The 16,642-nt window shown below is 35.5% G+C and carries 21 protein-coding genes and 1 pseudogene; 12 read left to right on the forward strand and 10 right to left on the reverse strand.

Features of this window, described 5'->3' with window-relative positions:
* Window positions 1–9 precede the first annotated feature (9 nt).
* Window positions 10–678 carry an SOS response-associated peptidase family protein gene (locus tag AC0JIQ_RS07360; RefSeq protein ID WP_474203127.1) on the forward strand — a complete coding sequence of 223 codons (669 nt, stop codon included), beginning with the start codon at window positions 10–12 and terminating at the stop codon, window positions 676–678.
* A gap of 45 nt (window positions 679–723) precedes the next feature.
* Here the strand turns inward: AC0JIQ_RS07360 and AC0JIQ_RS07365 are convergent, their stop codons facing one another.
* A complete protein-coding gene (locus tag AC0JIQ_RS07365; RefSeq protein WP_004662340.1) occupies window positions 724–1,188 on the reverse strand; it encodes a MarR family winged helix-turn-helix transcriptional regulator in 465 nt (154 codons plus the stop codon).
* A 700-nt stretch (window positions 1,189–1,888) separates the two neighbouring features.
* Window positions 1,889–2,746 carry an alpha/beta hydrolase family protein gene (locus tag AC0JIQ_RS07370; RefSeq protein ID WP_474203128.1) on the reverse strand — a complete coding sequence of 286 codons (858 nt, stop codon included), beginning with the start codon at window positions 2,744–2,746 and terminating at the stop codon, window positions 1,889–1,891.
* Between the two features lie 133 nt (window positions 2,747–2,879).
* Between AC0JIQ_RS07370 and AC0JIQ_RS07375 the strand changes: the two genes are divergently transcribed.
* Window positions 2,880–3,335 carry a hypothetical protein gene (locus AC0JIQ_RS07375; protein ID WP_474203129.1) on the forward strand — a complete coding sequence of 152 codons (456 nt, stop codon included), beginning with the start codon at window positions 2,880–2,882 and terminating at the stop codon, window positions 3,333–3,335.
* A gap of 32 nt (window positions 3,336–3,367) precedes the next feature.
* On the opposite strand, the gene AC0JIQ_RS07380 is transcribed toward AC0JIQ_RS07375, so the two are convergent.
* A complete protein-coding gene (locus AC0JIQ_RS07380; RefSeq protein ID WP_005216429.1) occupies window positions 3,368–3,610 on the reverse strand; it encodes a hypothetical protein in 243 nt (80 codons plus the stop codon).
* Between the two features lie 403 nt (window positions 3,611–4,013).
* Window positions 4,014–5,324: a branched-chain amino acid transport system II carrier protein gene (gene brnQ / locus AC0JIQ_RS07385; RefSeq protein WP_474203130.1), complete on the reverse strand. Its 1,311-nt coding sequence runs from the start codon at window positions 5,322–5,324 to the stop codon at window positions 4,014–4,016.
* A 351-nt stretch (window positions 5,325–5,675) separates the two neighbouring features.
* Between brnQ and map the strand changes: the two genes are divergently transcribed.
* Window positions 5,676–6,470: a type I methionyl aminopeptidase gene (map, locus tag AC0JIQ_RS07390; RefSeq protein ID WP_005216427.1), complete on the forward strand. Its 795-nt coding sequence runs from the start codon at window positions 5,676–5,678 to the stop codon at window positions 6,468–6,470.
* A 26-nt stretch (window positions 6,471–6,496) separates the two neighbouring features.
* On the opposite strand, the gene AC0JIQ_RS07395 is transcribed toward map, so the two are convergent.
* Both AC0JIQ_RS07395 and AC0JIQ_RS07400 read right to left on the reverse strand, forming a co-directional pair.
* A complete protein-coding gene (locus AC0JIQ_RS07395) occupies window positions 6,497–7,414 on the reverse strand; it encodes a LysR family transcriptional regulator (RefSeq protein ID WP_474203131.1) in 918 nt (305 codons plus the stop codon).
* A gap of 54 nt (window positions 7,415–7,468) precedes the next feature.
* Window positions 7,469–7,897 carry a guanosine-3',5'-bis(diphosphate) 3'-pyrophosphohydrolase gene (locus AC0JIQ_RS07400; RefSeq protein ID WP_474203132.1) on the reverse strand — a complete coding sequence of 143 codons (429 nt, stop codon included), beginning with the start codon at window positions 7,895–7,897 and terminating at the stop codon, window positions 7,469–7,471.
* 80 nt (window positions 7,898–7,977) lie between these two features.
* Between AC0JIQ_RS07400 and AC0JIQ_RS07405 the strand changes: the two genes are divergently transcribed.
* On the forward strand, window positions 7,978–8,301 hold the full coding sequence (locus AC0JIQ_RS07405) for a hypothetical protein (RefSeq protein WP_288402059.1): 324 nt from the start codon (window positions 7,978–7,980) through the stop codon (window positions 8,299–8,301).
* 51 nt (window positions 8,302–8,352) lie between these two features.
* Here AC0JIQ_RS07405 and grxD read toward each other — a convergent pair whose 3' ends face one another.
* Complete coding sequence (grxD, locus tag AC0JIQ_RS07410) at window positions 8,353–8,694, reverse strand: Grx4 family monothiol glutaredoxin (protein WP_004662328.1); 342 nt, start codon at window positions 8,692–8,694, stop codon at window positions 8,353–8,355.
* 163 nt (window positions 8,695–8,857) lie between these two features.
* On the opposite strand from grxD, the gene AC0JIQ_RS07415 reads away from it, so the two are divergent.
* Window positions 8,858–10,072 carry an acetylornithine/succinylornithine family transaminase gene (locus AC0JIQ_RS07415; protein ID WP_474203133.1) on the forward strand — a complete coding sequence of 405 codons (1,215 nt, stop codon included), beginning with the start codon at window positions 8,858–8,860 and terminating at the stop codon, window positions 10,070–10,072.
* A gap of 58 nt (window positions 10,073–10,130) precedes the next feature.
* On the opposite strand, the gene AC0JIQ_RS07420 is transcribed toward AC0JIQ_RS07415, so the two are convergent.
* The 3 genes from AC0JIQ_RS07420 to AC0JIQ_RS07430 all read right to left on the reverse strand — a co-directional run bounded on the left by AC0JIQ_RS07420 (window position 10,131) and on the right by AC0JIQ_RS07430 (window position 11,617).
* Complete coding sequence (locus AC0JIQ_RS07420; protein WP_004662324.1) at window positions 10,131–10,562, reverse strand: CBS domain-containing protein; 432 nt, start codon at window positions 10,560–10,562, stop codon at window positions 10,131–10,133.
* A gap of 139 nt (window positions 10,563–10,701) precedes the next feature.
* On the reverse strand, window positions 10,702–11,073 hold the full coding sequence (locus AC0JIQ_RS07425; protein ID WP_474203134.1) for a DUF2750 domain-containing protein: 372 nt from the start codon (window positions 11,071–11,073) through the stop codon (window positions 10,702–10,704).
* Between the two features lie 310 nt (window positions 11,074–11,383).
* The gene (locus tag AC0JIQ_RS07430; protein ID WP_004662320.1) at window positions 11,384–11,617 is read right to left on the reverse strand and encodes an SEL1-like repeat protein; all 234 of its coding nucleotides are present in this window, start codon (window positions 11,615–11,617) and stop codon (window positions 11,384–11,386) included.
* Window positions 11,618–11,850: 233 nt separating this feature from the next.
* Here AC0JIQ_RS07430 and AC0JIQ_RS07435 point away from each other — a divergent pair, with 233 nt between their 5' ends.
* The 7 genes and pseudogenes from AC0JIQ_RS07435 (at window position 11,851) to AC0JIQ_RS07465 (ending at window position 16,554) form a co-directional block, all read left to right on the forward strand.
* Window positions 11,851–12,210, forward strand: coding sequence for a hypothetical protein (locus AC0JIQ_RS07435; protein WP_004662318.1), 360 nt, complete (start codon window positions 11,851–11,853; stop codon window positions 12,208–12,210).
* 107 nt (window positions 12,211–12,317) lie between these two features.
* On the forward strand, window positions 12,318–12,647 hold the full coding sequence (locus AC0JIQ_RS07440) for a hypothetical protein (RefSeq protein ID WP_474203135.1): 330 nt from the start codon (window positions 12,318–12,320) through the stop codon (window positions 12,645–12,647).
* A gap of 120 nt (window positions 12,648–12,767) precedes the next feature.
* Window positions 12,768–13,886 carry a signal recognition particle-docking protein FtsY gene (gene ftsY / locus AC0JIQ_RS07445; protein WP_474203136.1) on the forward strand — a complete coding sequence of 373 codons (1,119 nt, stop codon included), beginning with the start codon at window positions 12,768–12,770 and terminating at the stop codon, window positions 13,884–13,886.
* A gap of 175 nt (window positions 13,887–14,061) precedes the next feature.
* On the forward strand, window positions 14,062–14,658 hold the full coding sequence (locus AC0JIQ_RS07450; RefSeq protein WP_004662314.1) for a nitroreductase family protein: 597 nt from the start codon (window positions 14,062–14,064) through the stop codon (window positions 14,656–14,658).
* A 223-nt stretch (window positions 14,659–14,881) separates the two neighbouring features.
* A complete protein-coding gene (locus tag AC0JIQ_RS07455; RefSeq protein ID WP_474203137.1) occupies window positions 14,882–15,559 on the forward strand; it encodes a YccT family protein in 678 nt (225 codons plus the stop codon).
* A 61-nt stretch (window positions 15,560–15,620) separates the two neighbouring features.
* Window positions 15,621–16,133, forward strand: a pseudogene (locus AC0JIQ_RS07460) (GNAT family N-acetyltransferase).
* 4 nt (window positions 16,134–16,137) lie between these two features.
* Window positions 16,138–16,554: a hypothetical protein gene (locus AC0JIQ_RS07465; RefSeq protein ID WP_474203138.1), complete on the forward strand. Its 417-nt coding sequence runs from the start codon at window positions 16,138–16,140 to the stop codon at window positions 16,552–16,554.
* Window positions 16,555–16,642: the final 88 nt, after the last annotated feature.

Raw genomic sequence — 16,642 nt, forward strand, 5'->3', positions numbered from 1 at the left:
AAATAAACGATGTGTGCTAACTACAAACCAATAACATTAGAACAATTAAAGCAACTAGAGCTTCCGCTTGTTCCTTTTGACTATACTGATGAGGTTTATCCAAGTTATAAAACACCATTATTATTTAAATCTGAACATGGATTGGAGTGGCGAGAAGTATTATTTGGTTTAGTGCCGAAATGGGCAGAGGATATTAACAGCTCTAAACGTGCTTACAATGCTAGACATGAGACCATTTTTGAGAAACCAAGCTTTCAGGAGGCAGCTTATAAATGCAAGTTCGGTGTAATTCCGGTCACTGAGTTTTATGAAAGTAAATATATTGAAAATAAACCTCAACGATGGGGTGTACGGCGTAAAGATGGCAGAGCCTTTTTTATTGCTGCACTTTATGAAATTTGTAAAATCAATAATCAAATTATTCGTTCAGCAGCAATGCTCACAATGGACGCGGTCGACCATCCGATGATGAAAGAATTTCATGAACCTGGCGATATAAAAAGATCAGTTGTCATCATTCCCCATGATCGTCTTGATGATTGGCTGAGTTTAAAACAACCACATCAAATGATTCAATTTATGCAAGGGTTTCCAGTCGAAGAGTATGAATGTTCACATGTACCTAAGGCAAAAATAGTAAAACAAACACCTCAGTTAAATATGTTTGATCTTTTCTAAATAAAAAAGGTTTCTAACAAGAAACCTTTTTATATATTTTATTAATCAACGAGCAAGATTTTTAAACATATGTTTTAAAATTTCCATCGTCTTTTCGATTTGCAACGGCGTTAATCCATCAAATGATTGCTCTAATATTACAGAGGTTAGATCATTAATTTTAGTAATCATTTCTGTACCCTTATCGGTAAGATAAACGCGGGTAATACGACCATCTTCTTTACATGAATAAGTTTCAATATATCCCTCGTCTTTAAGGCGATATACGATCTTGGTGGTTGTAGACATTTTAGAAATCACCATGTCTGAAAGTTCAGACACGCTTGCATGTGGTTTGACATTCAATGCAATTAAAATACGACGGCGAGAGTTGTCTAAACCATACTTCTTAAGTACGTTATCGATATTTTGAACGTACTGTGCATTTACTTGAGAAATCCAGAAATAAGGAAAGTCTTCTAAGTTAAATGTTTCTGATGTAGGTAAAAAACGCGCATATTTTTTAGGCATTAAGTTATTTCCTATGCTTGTTACACAGAGTTGTTAGATGCAACTCCTAGATTCCATGAAATGTCTACAATTTATACGCTAGAAAAATGATTAAATCTAATTTTTCTAACATTCCATTTATAACAAATCTTCCTAAAAATGGTTGTATAACCATCTTTGCTTAGGATAGGGGTATCATCATGTAAACTACATAAAACTGTTATTAATGATGGTCTTACCTATCCATCTTACCCCAATTGTATTTCTACAGTGTTGCATTGTAGCTTATTTGTAGAACAAATGTATTGTAGAAAATAAATACAAATTATGACGTGACTTTTTTCTAAAAGATTCTGTCTAAAATGTCATATAGTTTTAAAATTATTACATTTGTAAAATAAAATAATTGAAAAAATAAATTAAATACATATATTTGAATTTAACATTTGGTTAAAAATTAAAATTCATAGTGCTGCTAAAAAAGTTGAATAAATACATTCTTTATCACATTTAATCACTATTAGTTAACTAATTTGCTTAAAAAGAATACAAATGTAGTTTTATTATTTAATTTTATATTGTTAAAAAATAATTCATTGTAAAAAACTTCTACTTAGTTATGTTATTTATAGTTTGTGTAAGTAATTGTAAATTAAAAAGGCGCATCTAAATAGGATTACAAATTTAGATGCGCAAAAGGGTAAAGCTGTGAGTTTAGGGATTACATTGTCAATTCTTTTTCTAATACGGGCCATAATTTCTGATGTGATTTTTTGAACATCAGCATATGTCCAATTTGTTTGTAACCATATTGTTGCGGTTTTAATTCAATCAAATTGGTTTTAGCATTAGGATAGAGTCTGAGTAAATCTTTAACATTTGCCTGTGTTGCGATTTCATCATCACTTGCCCAAATTGATATAATCGGACAGACAATCTCTTGGTGATAATCATCAAAAATACTTTTACCAATTGCATTCATGACATATCCAGGTTGACTACAAAATTCAGCCCATTGTTTTGCTACATTTTTAGGTAAATTTTCACCCATACCAATAAATTTTGTTGCGCCGTATCCTTTAATAGCATTGGATACTGGAAAAATGACATTAAACATTAATGGAGCAAGAAGTTTAGTTTTTCCTTTTAAGCCTTTTACATGACCTGTTGAACCAGCGATTGCGACAACTTTAGCAACTTTTTTATAGTCAGGATTGATTCCAAGTAATTGACCACCGGCACTATGTCCCAAAATAATCACTTGTTCAGCTTGAGCGCGGTTTAAGAGGGTTTCGATGGCTGCTGGAATATCCAATAAACCCCAATCATTAATACTGGCATTCGAATTTTTAAGTGCCCCATGTAAAGATTGACCTATTCCTCTAAAGTCAAAACTTAAGACCTTATAGCCTTGTTGGTTTAACCATTCAGCAAATGAGTGATAAAAACCTTTGGTAATACCTGTTGCTGGACAAATTAGAATCGGAAACGGTTTAGTGGCATCGCTTGCTGGATAATACTGTGCTGCAAGCTGGTAACTATCTTTACAACTGATCCAAAATGATTCAAATGTAGTCATTTGAGAAATACTCTTGTCTGGACATATTTCCAGTTTATACAAGTTCTAAAAAGAAACCCGTTTAAAAAATGACTTAAAAGTCAAATTTTATGTAATATAGCTCTTTTTGGAAAAACCATTTGGGGAAAATGGAATGTTAATTTTAACAAGTGCAACCAAATTGGCGATCATTTTTAGTGGAGTATTTCTTTGGGTAGGGATGCTAACTGGCGTTTGGAAGTATTATCAAATTAGAAATACAGAGCTTGCACGCGCACATTATTATGTCGATATTGCACATCGCAGTAGTTTGCTTTATGCCGCTGCAAGTTTAATCTTGGCTGCATTAAGTTATTTTACAAGTTTATCGGATAGTTTGAGTCTATTTTGCGTTGTGGCGAATTTATTCTTTTTCTCAATGTCGATTTTGGTCTATATCATTCATGGAATGTTAAAAGATACAACGAATCAGTTTAAGCAACCGCATAAGTTGGGGCAGTGGTCGATTCCAAGATGGTGTATGACATTTTTAATGTTGAATTTAATAATAGTCGAATTAGGTGCTACGGCAATATTATTATTAGGAACAATCTTAAAATTTACCATTTAGAAAAATGGATGATTACTCATCCATTTCTTTTATTAAAAATTCTTTTGGCGTTCAGCACTTATCTGTCGAAACTTTCGATCAATAATCCCCCACGTACAAAAGGCTAAAGACACGATTAAAGCGTATGCAAAATATTCAGGTTTTAAGTTACCCTTAATAGTGCCTTGCAATAACAGCGTCGCCATTAAGGCAAGTGTCGTAATTGCATATACGATTGAATCATTGGTCTTTAGAGTGTCAATGAAGACTTGCTTGTTGAAATGTAATGAGAACATCTCCATCCCTCCTTGAGTAGTGATGACAAAACCTAATCGTTTTTGTCAGAATTAAGATTAAAGTTGTACTTTGATTTTTTCAGTATTTCAATAGCTAATTTGACTGTTTTTTAAATAAATTTATGAATGTATTGATTTCTATGTGGATTGAATATTTTTTGAGTGTATTAAGGTTATTTTTATTATGAATAGTAGTGCGGATTTTTTACAATTTGAAAAAATTGCTAAAAAAGATGCCTTTATGATTTAGTTAAAGTACAGTCTGAATAATACGGGTAGAGGTAGATATAAATAAGATAAAAAATAATTTGTCGTAAACAAAAAATGTAAGTTGGATAAAAGAACATTTTTTGTATAGCTAAAATTATGTTTGGGTAAAACATCATTTTAACGACAAATCATTTTAATTTTGAGAAGCAGTATTGCTAGAGAATCGATCTACAGCAATTGCGATAATGAGTACAACCAATGACGGCAATAACCAAGCAAGGTTCTGTTCATTCAACGGTAAATTATTAATGAATTTAGGGAGTTGTTCAGAGAATCCAGCCGCTTTGAGTGCTTCGATAATGCCAAAAAGAAAAGCAACAGCAGTAACAGAGCTCACGACAGTTGAAGGTTTATTCCAATATTTCCAGAAGAAACTCATCATAATCACAACAATCGCTGGTGGATAAATTGCACTTAACACTGGAACAGAGAACGCAATTAGTTTTGTTAAACCTAAATTAGAAATTAATAATGAAAATCCAATTAAGATAAACACTAATAATTTATACGGTAAGCCTGTTAATTCAGTGAAGTATTCTGCACATGCACAGGTAAGGCCAATTGCAGTTACCATACAGGCTAGAAAAATCAAACCAGCTAAAAACAACGAACCTAGGTCACCGAAAGCGTGTTGTACATAAGCATGCAGAATCACAGCACCATTCGCCGCATTCGCCGCAACTTCATGGCTACCTAATCCAAGTTTAAATAGACTGATATATACTAGCGTTAAACCTACGCCAGCAATTAAACTCGCGATAATCGCATATTTGGTGATCAGCTTTGAATCTGTCACTCCACGAGACTGAATCGCTTGAATAATCACAATACCGAATACTAAGGCGCCCAAAGTATCCATCGTTAAATAGCCGTTTACGAAGCCTTCAGAAACAGGGCTAGTTACATATTTATGGATCGGTGGAGAAATATAGCCAGTAGGGATAAGGATTGCTGCAATACCAAGAACCGCTAGAGCAGCAATTTTTAAAGGAGCTAAGACGTGACCTACTGTATCTAACAATTTATTCGGATAAAGAGAAATTGCAGTGACAAGTGTGAAATAAATAACACTATAAATCAGTAGACTGCTATTTGATGTACCAAAATATGGAGCAAATCCGATTTCATAAGAAACAGTTGCAGTACGTGGTGTAGCAAATAATGGCCCAACAGACAAATAACAAACAATCGTGAGGAGTAGGCTAAAAAAGCGTCCAAGTGGTGAGCTGATAATTTCAATAGAGCCTTGCATACGAGACAAAGCCATAATGGTAATTACAGGTAGACCGACTGCGGTAATTAAGAATCCAAAAGCAGCGAGCCAAACATGCTCACCTGCTTGTTGTGCAACGATAGGGGGGAAAATAATATTGCCAGCACCGATGAAGAGTGCAAAGGTCAGGAAACCGAGAGCAATAATATCTCCTGTACGAAGATGGTTCATAAAAGGGAGGTATAAAATAAAAGTGCGAATTCTAGAACAAATTTGTAGTCATTTGAAACTAATTTTATGTGAAATTTGGTTTATTTTTGTCTAATAAGAACTGATTAAAATCATATAATTAGCATTGGTAAACTTAATCTATTGAAAAGATTTTAAAAGTAAAAAATATAGCTCTTTATACTTTTTTACTATGATGCTGATTGAAATTAAATGTAAAATAAAAGCAACCGTTCAATCTTAAAACGATTGAAGATTTCTGTACGACAGCGTACAACTGTTGAAATACGAGATGCAGTACAAAAATGAATCTGCATGTTGCATTAACCTATATTTAAATAAGGAAAATCTCGAATGAGAGCTTCTACTGTGACGATTAAATCTGAGCAAGATATTGAGAAATTACGTATCTCAGGACGTTTAGCGGCACAAGTATTAGAAATGATTGGTGATTATATTAAGCCCGGTGTTTCAACTGAATATTTAGACGATATTTGCAACGACTATATCGTAAATACTTTGCAGGTGATTCCAGCTAATGTGGGCTATCACGGTTTTACCAAGACGACATGTATCTCAGTCAATGAAGAAGTCTGCCATGCAATTCCTTCTGCAAAGAAAATTTTGCAAGAAGGCGATATATTAAATATTGATGTTGCAGTTATCAAAGATGGTTATTTTGGGGATACTAGCCGCATGTATTTTGTGGGTGAGCCGAGTCCAGAAGCCAAGAAACTGGTGGAAACAACTTATGAAGCCATGCTTGCAGGGATTCATACGGTAAAACCAGGTGCGACACTCGGCGATATTGGTTATGCAATTCAATCTGTTGCGCAACGTGAAGGTTATAGTATCGTCCGAGAATATTGCGGTCATGGTATTGGTCGTATCTATCATGAACAGCCGAATATTTTGCATTATGGTCAAAAAGGACAGGGTATGACCTTGAAAAAGGGTATGGTATTTACGATTGAACCGATGGTGAATGCTGGTAAACGACATGTGAAAGAACTGAATGACGGATGGACTGTGGTGACACAAGATAAATCCTTATCAGCGCAATGGGAACATATGGTTGTTGTTACTGATGATGGTTTTGAGTTGTTAACGCCTTGGCCAAATGGAACAGGACACTATCCAGCGGTGTAATGTATTTAAAAAAGAGCTTGAATGATTCAAGCTCTTTTTTTATTCGGTGATTCTGTTAATTGTTCTACTAAATAATCTATAAAGACTCTTACAGCGGGTAATAGACCTCTACGTGACGGATAAACGGCATGGAAAATACCATGTGGGGCAGTCCATTCAGGTAAAACTTTGACCAATTGCCCTGATTTTGTGAAATCTTGAGCAATACTATCTGGTAATAAAGCAATTCCACAATTTTGACTTGCCAATTCTGCGAGCATCAACAAATTCGAACCCATAATGACAGGATTCACTTTAATTTTCTTTTGTTGATTGTCAGGTCCAAATAATAAAAAGTTTTGATCTAGATGTTCTTCGGACATACTGATAATACGATGCTCGGATAATTGTTCTGGCGTTGTTAAATGACCGAATTCATTTAAATAAGCTTGACTAGCAAATAGACGTTGCTCAATTGCTGTAAACTGTCGCAAAACTAAATTAGGATCATCGTCTAGCTTAGAGCGAACACGTAAGGCGAGGTCAACTCCTTCGTTGATTACATCAATTCTGCGATTGCTTACCATCATTTGAACCCGAACTTCAGGGTACTTCTTTAAAAAGCTCGGTAATATTTTCGCCATTTGATTTTGTGCAATATCAACTGGAACACTGACTTTAATTACACCGCGTGGTTCGCTGCTTAAGTGATTGACAACATCATGTGCAGCTTGAGCTGCATTCATCATTACTTGAGCGTGACGATAAACATCCATGCCAATATCGGTAACGGCAAAGTGTCGTGAACTACGTTGAATTAAGCGTACACCCAGCTGTTCTTCGAGATTGTAAACTCTGCGACTTAATTTGGATTTAGGAATATCAGTTGCTCTTTCAGCCGCACTAAAACCACCATGTTCGACAACAAGGGCAAAGCAATAAAAATCATCTAAATCCGTTAGCATTACGCTATAAACTCCAGCTTTTGTGATTAGGGTGAATCATTATAAAAGAGATTATTAAACATTTTGGAATAATAATAAATCTCGAACCTTTTGGTATTCTTTCAAACGCTCAAAATCTTTGATGGTTGGTGATTGAATGCGAGATAAGTCCATATTGTCATTGATATCTGCTAATTTAACAACATGTGCGATTGGATTTTGTCGCGCTCGTTGAGCTGCTTCTAGACGAGTTTCTCCTTGTTTTTTAGTAAGCGCGACGATTGCGTCAATGATATGCTCTCGAAAACCGAATTGGTATAAATCTTCAATCGTTGTTTCTGTATCTTCTAAAATATCATGTAAAACGGCCACAATTTTATGTTCAATTGTAGGAACATTTAACATGACTCTTAATGAATGCAATATATAAGGGGCATTTGCTTTATCTACTTGTCCTTCATGTTGTTTTGCTGCTAGTGAAATCGCTTGTTCAAGTGTTGCCATAATTTAAATCCCTGTTATTCGGATAGATTCACAGATCGTATTCTTTTAAACTAAATCCAAATTTTCTATGCTTTAAAATTATGTCATACCAACTTATAAACGTTATCGATGCGACTCAAAACATTGTATGTCCATATTGTCATCAAGCTGTTTTAGATTGGGAACAGGAACAGTATATTCAGCCGTGTGAGCATACATTATTCATGGCAATGGATTTAGGTTTTGAATTTATTGCTGATCGTTTTGAAGAAGCTCTACCACAGTCTGTTGATGAAATTCATGAAGATTCAAGTATGAATATTTATAAGACCATCACTCAGGCGAACTATCCAAATCTACAAATTTACAAAGCAGATTTAGGGGTAGAAGGTATGTTTCGATATGTTGGCTTTAGCTTAAACTAAAACTCATTGTAATAAAAAAGCCAATCATTTGATTGGCTTTCATTTTTTAGCTTATGCTTCAGGAGCAGGGCTATACTGTTCAACTAATGGCTTTAACTCACCATTTTGGAACATTTCAAGCATGATATCGCTACCACCAATGAGCTCGCCGTTTACCCATAATTGTGGGAAAGTAGGCCAGTTAGCAATTTGAGGTAATGTTGTACGAATATCTTGATTTTCCAAGATATTTACATAGGCAAATGGGCGACCAATTTGGCTAAGTGCTTCAACTGCACGCGCAGAAAAACCACATTGCGGAAATTGTGGAGTGCCTTTCATGTAAAGTAAAACAGGGTGTTTCGCAATTTGATCACGAATTAACGCTACTGTATCACGCGCTTGTTCCGTCATAGATAGATCCTCAACTAATCTTCGTAAATTATATACTGAAAAACAGTTTTGCGGCTATTGCTAAAGATTTTTCTTATATAAATGTGAGTTTGAGCTTTCAATCTACTCAAGTTTTTGCTTATATAACTTTTTTCACCACAACTAATGATAGATTGAGTTTGTTATGACTAATATCACTCTTGCTCCTGTGCAACCTGATCAACCATCACATCTTATGGCAACTTATGGTCGCCAAGCGATCAGCTTTGTACGAGGACGAGGGGCGTATTTATATACAGCGGATGGTACGGAATATTTGGATGCCTTAACAGGTATTGCTGTTTGTGGTTTAGGGCATGCACACCCAGTGATTGCAGAAGCGATTGCGGAGCAAGCTGCAACTTTAGTGCATACCAGTAACTTATTCGAAATTCCTTGGCAAACTGCTGCAGCTCAAAAACTTGCACAAGTTTCTGGAATGGAAGAGATTTTCTTCTCAAACAGTGGCGCTGAGTCAAATGAAGGTGCGATCAAAATTGCACGTAAATTTGGTTCTAAACAAGGCATTAGCAATCCTAAAATTATTGTTGCTGAACAATCTTTTCACGGTCGTACTTTGGCGACCTTATCTGCGACAGGCAATAAAAAAGTTCAAGAAGGTTTTGCACCTTTGGTTGAAGGCTTTATTCGTGTGCCATTTGGTGATGTTGAAGCGATTCAAGAGGCAGCTATCAATCATCCAGATATCGTTGCAATCTTGATTGAACCAATTCAAGGTGAAGGTGGTGTCAATACAGCACCGCAGGGTTTTAGTTACCTTGAGGAAGTTCGTGCTTTATGTAATCAGCATAATTGGTTAATGATGCTTGATGAAATTCAAACAGGGAATGGACGTACAGGTAAATACTTTGCTTATCAAAATACGAACATTATTCCTGATGTCATGACCACTGCGAAGGGTTTAGGAAATGGTTTCCCTGTTGGTGCAGTAATGACACAGGGTAAAGCGGTAGGCTTACTCGGTGCAGGCAGCCATGGTTCAACATATGGCGGTACAGTACTTGGCTCACGTGTGGTTTACACTGTACTTGATACGCTTGAAAATGAAAATGCCGTTGAAAATGCAGCCGTAGTTGGAGCTTATATTGTTGATCAACTACGAGCTCAATTGATTGATCAAAATGTACAGGTGCGTGGCTTTGGTATGATGATTGGTGTTCAATTACCAAAAGATTGTGCTGAACTAGTTGGTATTGCACGAGATGAATATAAGTTGATTATTAATGTAACGGCAGGTTCAGTGGTACGTTTATTACCACCATTAAACATGACTCAAGCTCAAGCTGATGAATTGTTGAAGCGTCTTGTACCTGCAATTCAAGGCTTTTTAGCAGCGTAATGACGTATTAGTCGTGCAAAAAAAGGGCAATTTCAATTGCCCTTTTTTGTTGAGGCGATTAGCCTGAAATATATTGTTGAAGTTGTTCGATAAGAACGCGTTGATCTTCCATTGCAGCTTTGACTAAGTCACCAATTGAAATAAAGCCAACAAGTTTTTCTTTATCTAAAACAGGTAAGTGACGCAAATGGCGATCGGTCATTAATTGCAAGCATTCTTCAACTGTATTGTTTAAACCAACGGTGATGACTTTAGATGTCATAATATCTGACACAGGTGTCGTATTTGATGAACGCTCCATCAACGTCACTTTACGTGTGTAGTCACGTTCCGAGAAAATCCCAACTAGTTTTTCATCTTCTGCAACGACTAAAGCTCCCACGCCTTTATCTGCCATAATTTTGATTGCTTCAAGTACAGTCGCATTTGGTGAAATTGTAAAAATTGATTGTACAGCTTTATTCTTGATGACTTGGGCAACGATTGTCATTGTTTATCTACCTCTGTTGTATTTTCATTTTCATTTAACTTAACGATATTTTTTTTAATTGCAAAGCCCTAAATGCGCAACAATGATAACTTTCTCTTGTGAATGTCTAAAAAGTCATCATGATTGGTGGGCAAATCTATTACGTCATAACTGGTTCTGGCATAAAAAAGAAATGCTGCATTTGTTGTGTCGAAAGCTTGAATTTGCGATGCGAAGAATTAAATAGAGCAGGCTCTACTTGTAAACGCGTTAAGGTTGGTAACAGTGATTCATGAAAATCTTTTGGTGTAATTTTACGTGGTTTATAATTTTTCCAATTTGATTTTGCATAACGGTGTGCTTGTACGCCATTTAACCAAAATGGGAATACATGACCATCGTGATCGGACTTGATTGCCCAACCTTGATGATATAAACCCCAAAGTACACCACAATACATCATTGTTTTTAGAATTGAAATTTTAATCATCAACTCGCGTGATACTGGTTGGAAATTATTAAAACGATACATGTTCGTAAACTAATTTTATTTAAACTCATGTTTAATTATAAGAAATTTATATGGCATTTATGTTTAAACAATTGATCTAAATCGTAAGCAAATATTCTTTTGGGTCAAAATATCATCTTGATTATTCAATCTTTGCATCAGATAAAAGCAGCTCAGAAAGACTTTAGAAATAATGTTTTTATTAAAGTTAACACTACCTTAGTAAATCAAAGCTAAAGCTATGATGCGGCGCAAGTTAGATCGTCGGGGAGAGATTGATGTTGTACATTTTATGAAGGTATTAAAAAAACGCCACCTGAGTGACGTTTTCTTATGCTTGCATTGTTGCTAACTTTTGCCAATATTGAGCTTTCAAAGAATCACGTTCTACTCGAAAACCTTGATAATACAGTTCCGCTAAAAATAATGCTGCTTTACCGTGACCTGCTTGAGCTACTTGTTCAAGCTCTTTCACTGCATCTAGAAAGTTTTTTTGCGATTGAATTGTATTTACTGCATTGGCATACACATGCTCTAGTTCATGTTGTGTAAAATGCTGAATCATATATAACTCCTTATTTTAATTATGATTACTTCAAATTCTATTCAAAGATACTTTACTTTGAACTTAAGTCACTATAACTCTGAATTATGAAATAATTATGACAACATTACTTGAATTGTCAAATATATTGCGTGTCATTATGTAATTTCTAAGCTTACACTATTAAACACTTCTCGCAAATATTTTTAAGTAAAATCAAAGTGAAAATAATAGAAATAGATAAGGAGAATAATATGTCAAATGTAATTGATGGCTTCAGCTTTGATGTACCACCAGCAGAAAGCCAAATTATTGCTTTAGCTCATCATCATCGTAAATTACTCGATGAGGCAATCTTTCATCAGGAGATTCACTTAGGTGACTATTGTTTAGCACAGCGTAAAAGAGTTTACGATTTCGCAAGTCATTTAAGCCCTGAACAAAAAGATCGGTTTTATGATATTTACAATGGCGAGTTGAAACGTATTGCTGATGATGATGATTTACATCCAGCTGATGCTGAAAGTGGTGTTGGTATGTTTGCTATATTTTTGACACTCGTAATTATTGCATTCATTTTATATTTCGCCTTTGTCCGTTCGCTGATGAGTTGATTAATATCATATGTGCGTTCAATAAACTTACTAGCGGTGAATTATTGAACGCTACACTTGTCCTAAGCGAGCTAGACACATACACTACATCTAATTCGAGGTAGATTATGCTGTCTATTATATCTAAACATAAAGTTCTACAATCCAAATTGGGGTTGAAAATTGACCAATTTTATAATGCTTTGGTCAGTATCATTATTTTGTCTATTTTTATCCTTGCATTTTATGCATTGAAACGTCCTGTCAATCCTTTGCAATATCAACAAGTGCGTCAGTTTTCACAGCAGGCCAGTCATCCTAAAACACAACAAATGGCAGTACATATACTGGAAAATTCTCAGATTCGCCGTGAAGATTATTTAAAGCTTTTGAACGCTTATCAATTTGAATCTAGTCGAATCAAAGAGTACCCAGCGATGGCACAAGAAGATGAGTAAGTTTTAATCGACTCATTTCTATTTATAAATGAACAGTTTGCCTTAGTCAGGAAAAAGAAATCAATTTGTGCTAGACTGACCATCTTTTAAAAAAGCTGCTTTTTTTCTCAAGGAATCGACATGCAACAGCAATCGAATATGCAAAATAAATTCTTGATAAATGCCGATATCGGAGATGACGATGTCACATTACCAAGTTTACCTGCTGTCGATGTTCCCATTATTGAGCCAGTAGCTAAAAATACTGTTAAAACGCCATCACCTGTAGTTGTGGAAGAAACCTCTGTCCCTGCTGTTACAGAAGAAGCCAAGTCAACGGGTTTCTTTGGTCGTATGAAGGATGGTTTGACTAAAACGCGCCGTAGCTTTACGGATGGTATGGTCAATATCTTAATTGGTGGCAAAGAAATTGATGATGAGTTATTAGAAGAAGTTGAAGAACAGCTACTCATCGCCGACATTGGTGTCGATGCGACCAAAACTATTATCGCGAATCTTACTGAAAGAACTGCGCGTGGAGATTTAATTTATTCGCATGCGCTCTACAAAGCATTACAAGAAGAGTTGGTTGCATTACTTGCGCCACGTGTCAAACCATTACATATCGATCCAAATAAATCGCCTTATGTGATTTTAATGGTGGGTGTAAATGGCGTAGGTAAAACGACGACCATTGGTAAATTGGCTAAACGTTTACAAGGTGAAGGTAAAAAAGTCATGCTTGCGGCGGGTGATACTTTCCGTGCTGCAGCGACTGAGCAACTACAAATTTGGGGTGAACGTAACGATATTCCAGTTGTCGCTCAGGGGCATGGTGCTGACAGCGCGTCGGTTATCTTTGATGCTTTTGAAAGTGCGCGTGCAAAGGGTATTGATGTTCTTATCGCAGATACAGCAGGCCGTTTGCAAAATAAATCAAATCTTATGGAAGAGTTGAAAAAAGTTAAACGTGTGATGCAGAAGATTGATGCAACTGCACCGCATGAAATTATGTTAATTGTAGATGCGGGGACAGGCCAAAATGCAATTAACCAAGTGCAACTGTTTGATGAAGCTGTTGGCTTAACGGGTATTACGATTACTAAACTTGATGGTACAGCGAAAGGTGGTGTGTTATTTAATATCGCGAGCCGTACCCATGTGCCAATTCGTTATATTGGTGTCGGTGAAAAGATTGATGATTTACGCCCATTCTCAGCAAAATCATTTGTTGCAGCATTATTTGAAACTGATAAGTAATTAGTTTATGTTAAAAGGACTCCACTCAATGTGGAGTTTTTTTATAGTTCAAAAACAGCATTGTTTCAAAAATAAAACGATCTGTCATATTTTTTAGACTATTCCTAAAAAATGTATCGTTATACACTACCTTCAATCCAAGATAACGCCTTAAAGGTATAGTAGGAATAACAACATGAGTAACTTTCTAAATAGCATTAAATCACGTCGTACCATTTATGCAATTGGTAAAAATCTTACAGTTGATCAAGCAACGATAGAAGAAACAATTCGCGAAGCAGTAAAACAAAGCCCATCATCATTCAACTCACAAACTTCACGTGTTGTAACTTTATATGGTGAATCACACCATAAATTTTGGGAAATTGTTCGCGAAACTTTACGTAAAATGGTTCCAGCAGAAGCATTTGCAAATACTAGCGCGAAAATTGATAGTTTCTCAGCAGGTTTTGGCACAGCGTTATTTTATGAAGATCAAGATGTTGTAAAAGGTTTACAAGAGCAATTCGCATTGTATGCGGATAACTTCCCAGTTTGGTCTGAACATTCAAGTGCAATTGCACAGTTCGCAACATGGACTGCATTATCTGAAATTGGTGTTGGTGCATCATTACAGCACTATAATCCAATCGTGGATGCCGAAGTGGCTGAAACTTTTGATATTCCATCAAACTGGAAACTACGTGCACAGTTAGTATTCGGTTCTATTGAAGCTGCAGCTGGTGAAAAAACCTATATGGATGATGCTGCACGTTTCAAAACTTTTAACTAAGTAAATATACGTATCATTAAAAAGAGCACTCAATGTGCTCTTTTTTTATTTAAGGGTTTGTATTCGCCAAAAGAACTATGGCGCTTAGCATTAGAATTGATGTATATATCTTAAAAAAGCCAAATTGTTGGAATAGACAGTTTTGTTTTATGTCATAAAATGGTCATAATCGCAGAGCATAGTGCTTACGATTTCATAAATTGTTTATATCGAGAAGAGTCTAATGTCTTTAAGAGTTGGTGTTGCTGCTTTCGGGTTATTATTGAGTAGTTCAGTTTTTTCAGCAGTCACAATCACTGCACCTGAAGAAATCGTGATTCTTGCGGTAAATGGTCAAGAAGTAAATAATGGTTTAATTCCTTCAAAGAAAAATAACTATCAGGTTGATCCCGGGAACTTAACGGTAAATGTTCGTTATCGTGAATATTTTGAACACTTAAATGGTGAACACGATATTGTGAAATCTGGTGTAGTAACAATTCAAACAGCAGATCTAAAAGATAATCAAACTTATAATTTGGCACTGGTAAATGCTCCAAAAGACTTTAGTGAAGCAAAAAAATTTGCTGAACAGCCTACGGTTGCTTTATATGATCAAAGCAAAAAACTTGTAGTACAGCAAACAGGTGCAAATAATGAAGCTCAACCGTGGTTTTCAGGTAACAGTTTGCTAGTTCGTACTTTAGATTTAACGCAAAAAAACAAAAATAATGTCGTGAATCAACCTGCACCCGTATATGCAGCTTCGACAACAAATGTAGCACCTGTTGCTGTAACAGCAACAACGGCAGTATCGGGCAATATAAAAACCACAGATCAGCAACTAGTAGAGTTGTGGCAAAAAGCATCGAAAGCTGAGCGTCAAAAATTTATGGCGTGGTTAGCAGGGCAAACGAACTAATTGCTCCACTGTAAAAGAACCGATGTTATCATCGGTTTTTTATTGAGCGTATAAAATAGAAATGTCTTTAAACATTAGAAATGCAAAAATTGATGATGTAGCGCAATTGGTTGAATTAATCAATTTGGCTTATCGGGCTCAATCTGAGCGAAGTTGGACCACTGAAAAAGCATTTGTAGATGGAACACGCATTACCAATGAGCAATTGAGTGAAGACTTGAGCCGATCAAATTTTAAACTGTTTGTTGGCGAGAATGAACAAGGTTTGTTAGTTGCTTGTATTGGACTCAGTCTTGATCATAACTCTGTTGAAATTGGAACTTTTGCGATTGATTCATCGGTTCAAAACTTAGGATATAGCAAACAAATGCTCAATTATGTTGAAGCATATGTTGCACAGAGTTGTTTGGAAGTTCGAGATTTAATTATGTATGTCTTGGATGTTCGCTCTGAGTTAATCGCATATTATTAGCGTCGTGGTTATCAGATTACAGGTCATATAGAGCCTTATCCTGTAAATGCAAATGTAGGTCAGCCGTTGGTGCCAATTCAGTTAATTGAAATGAAAAAGTAATTCAATGAAAAACGTAAAAAATAGAATAAAATATATCGTCATTTTCACTTTTGGTATTTTATTCATCGCTTATTATTTTTTATGGTTAGGTCAAAGAGACTTTTATCAATTAGCTAATATGGATGAGGTAGAAAAGGGTTGCTATCGCTATGAATCCGATGAAGGATTAAAAAATATAGCACGTCACGAGATTATTCGTTTGTACGGAAAAGATGCCTTAAATGAACAAAGAAAACTTTATGTTTATCATATCAAGTACACAAATGAAATTGCGGTAGGTGGTAGACCATATGGGTTTTTAAAAGCTTTTTATCTTTATTTCTTTGCTAATAACTATCTTACGCCATTGACGGTTATTCTAGTTAATAATTCAAATAGTATGTGTATATCTGTCCAATCCGCTTTATACCAAAAAAACTAGAAATATTTTCAATAGCCGGAATCATAGAAATTTTATTCATAATTTGTTATTACTTTGTAATGACAATATCCCTGTAACGTAAAAAAGA

The organism is Acinetobacter sp. FB, assembly GCF_056033405.1.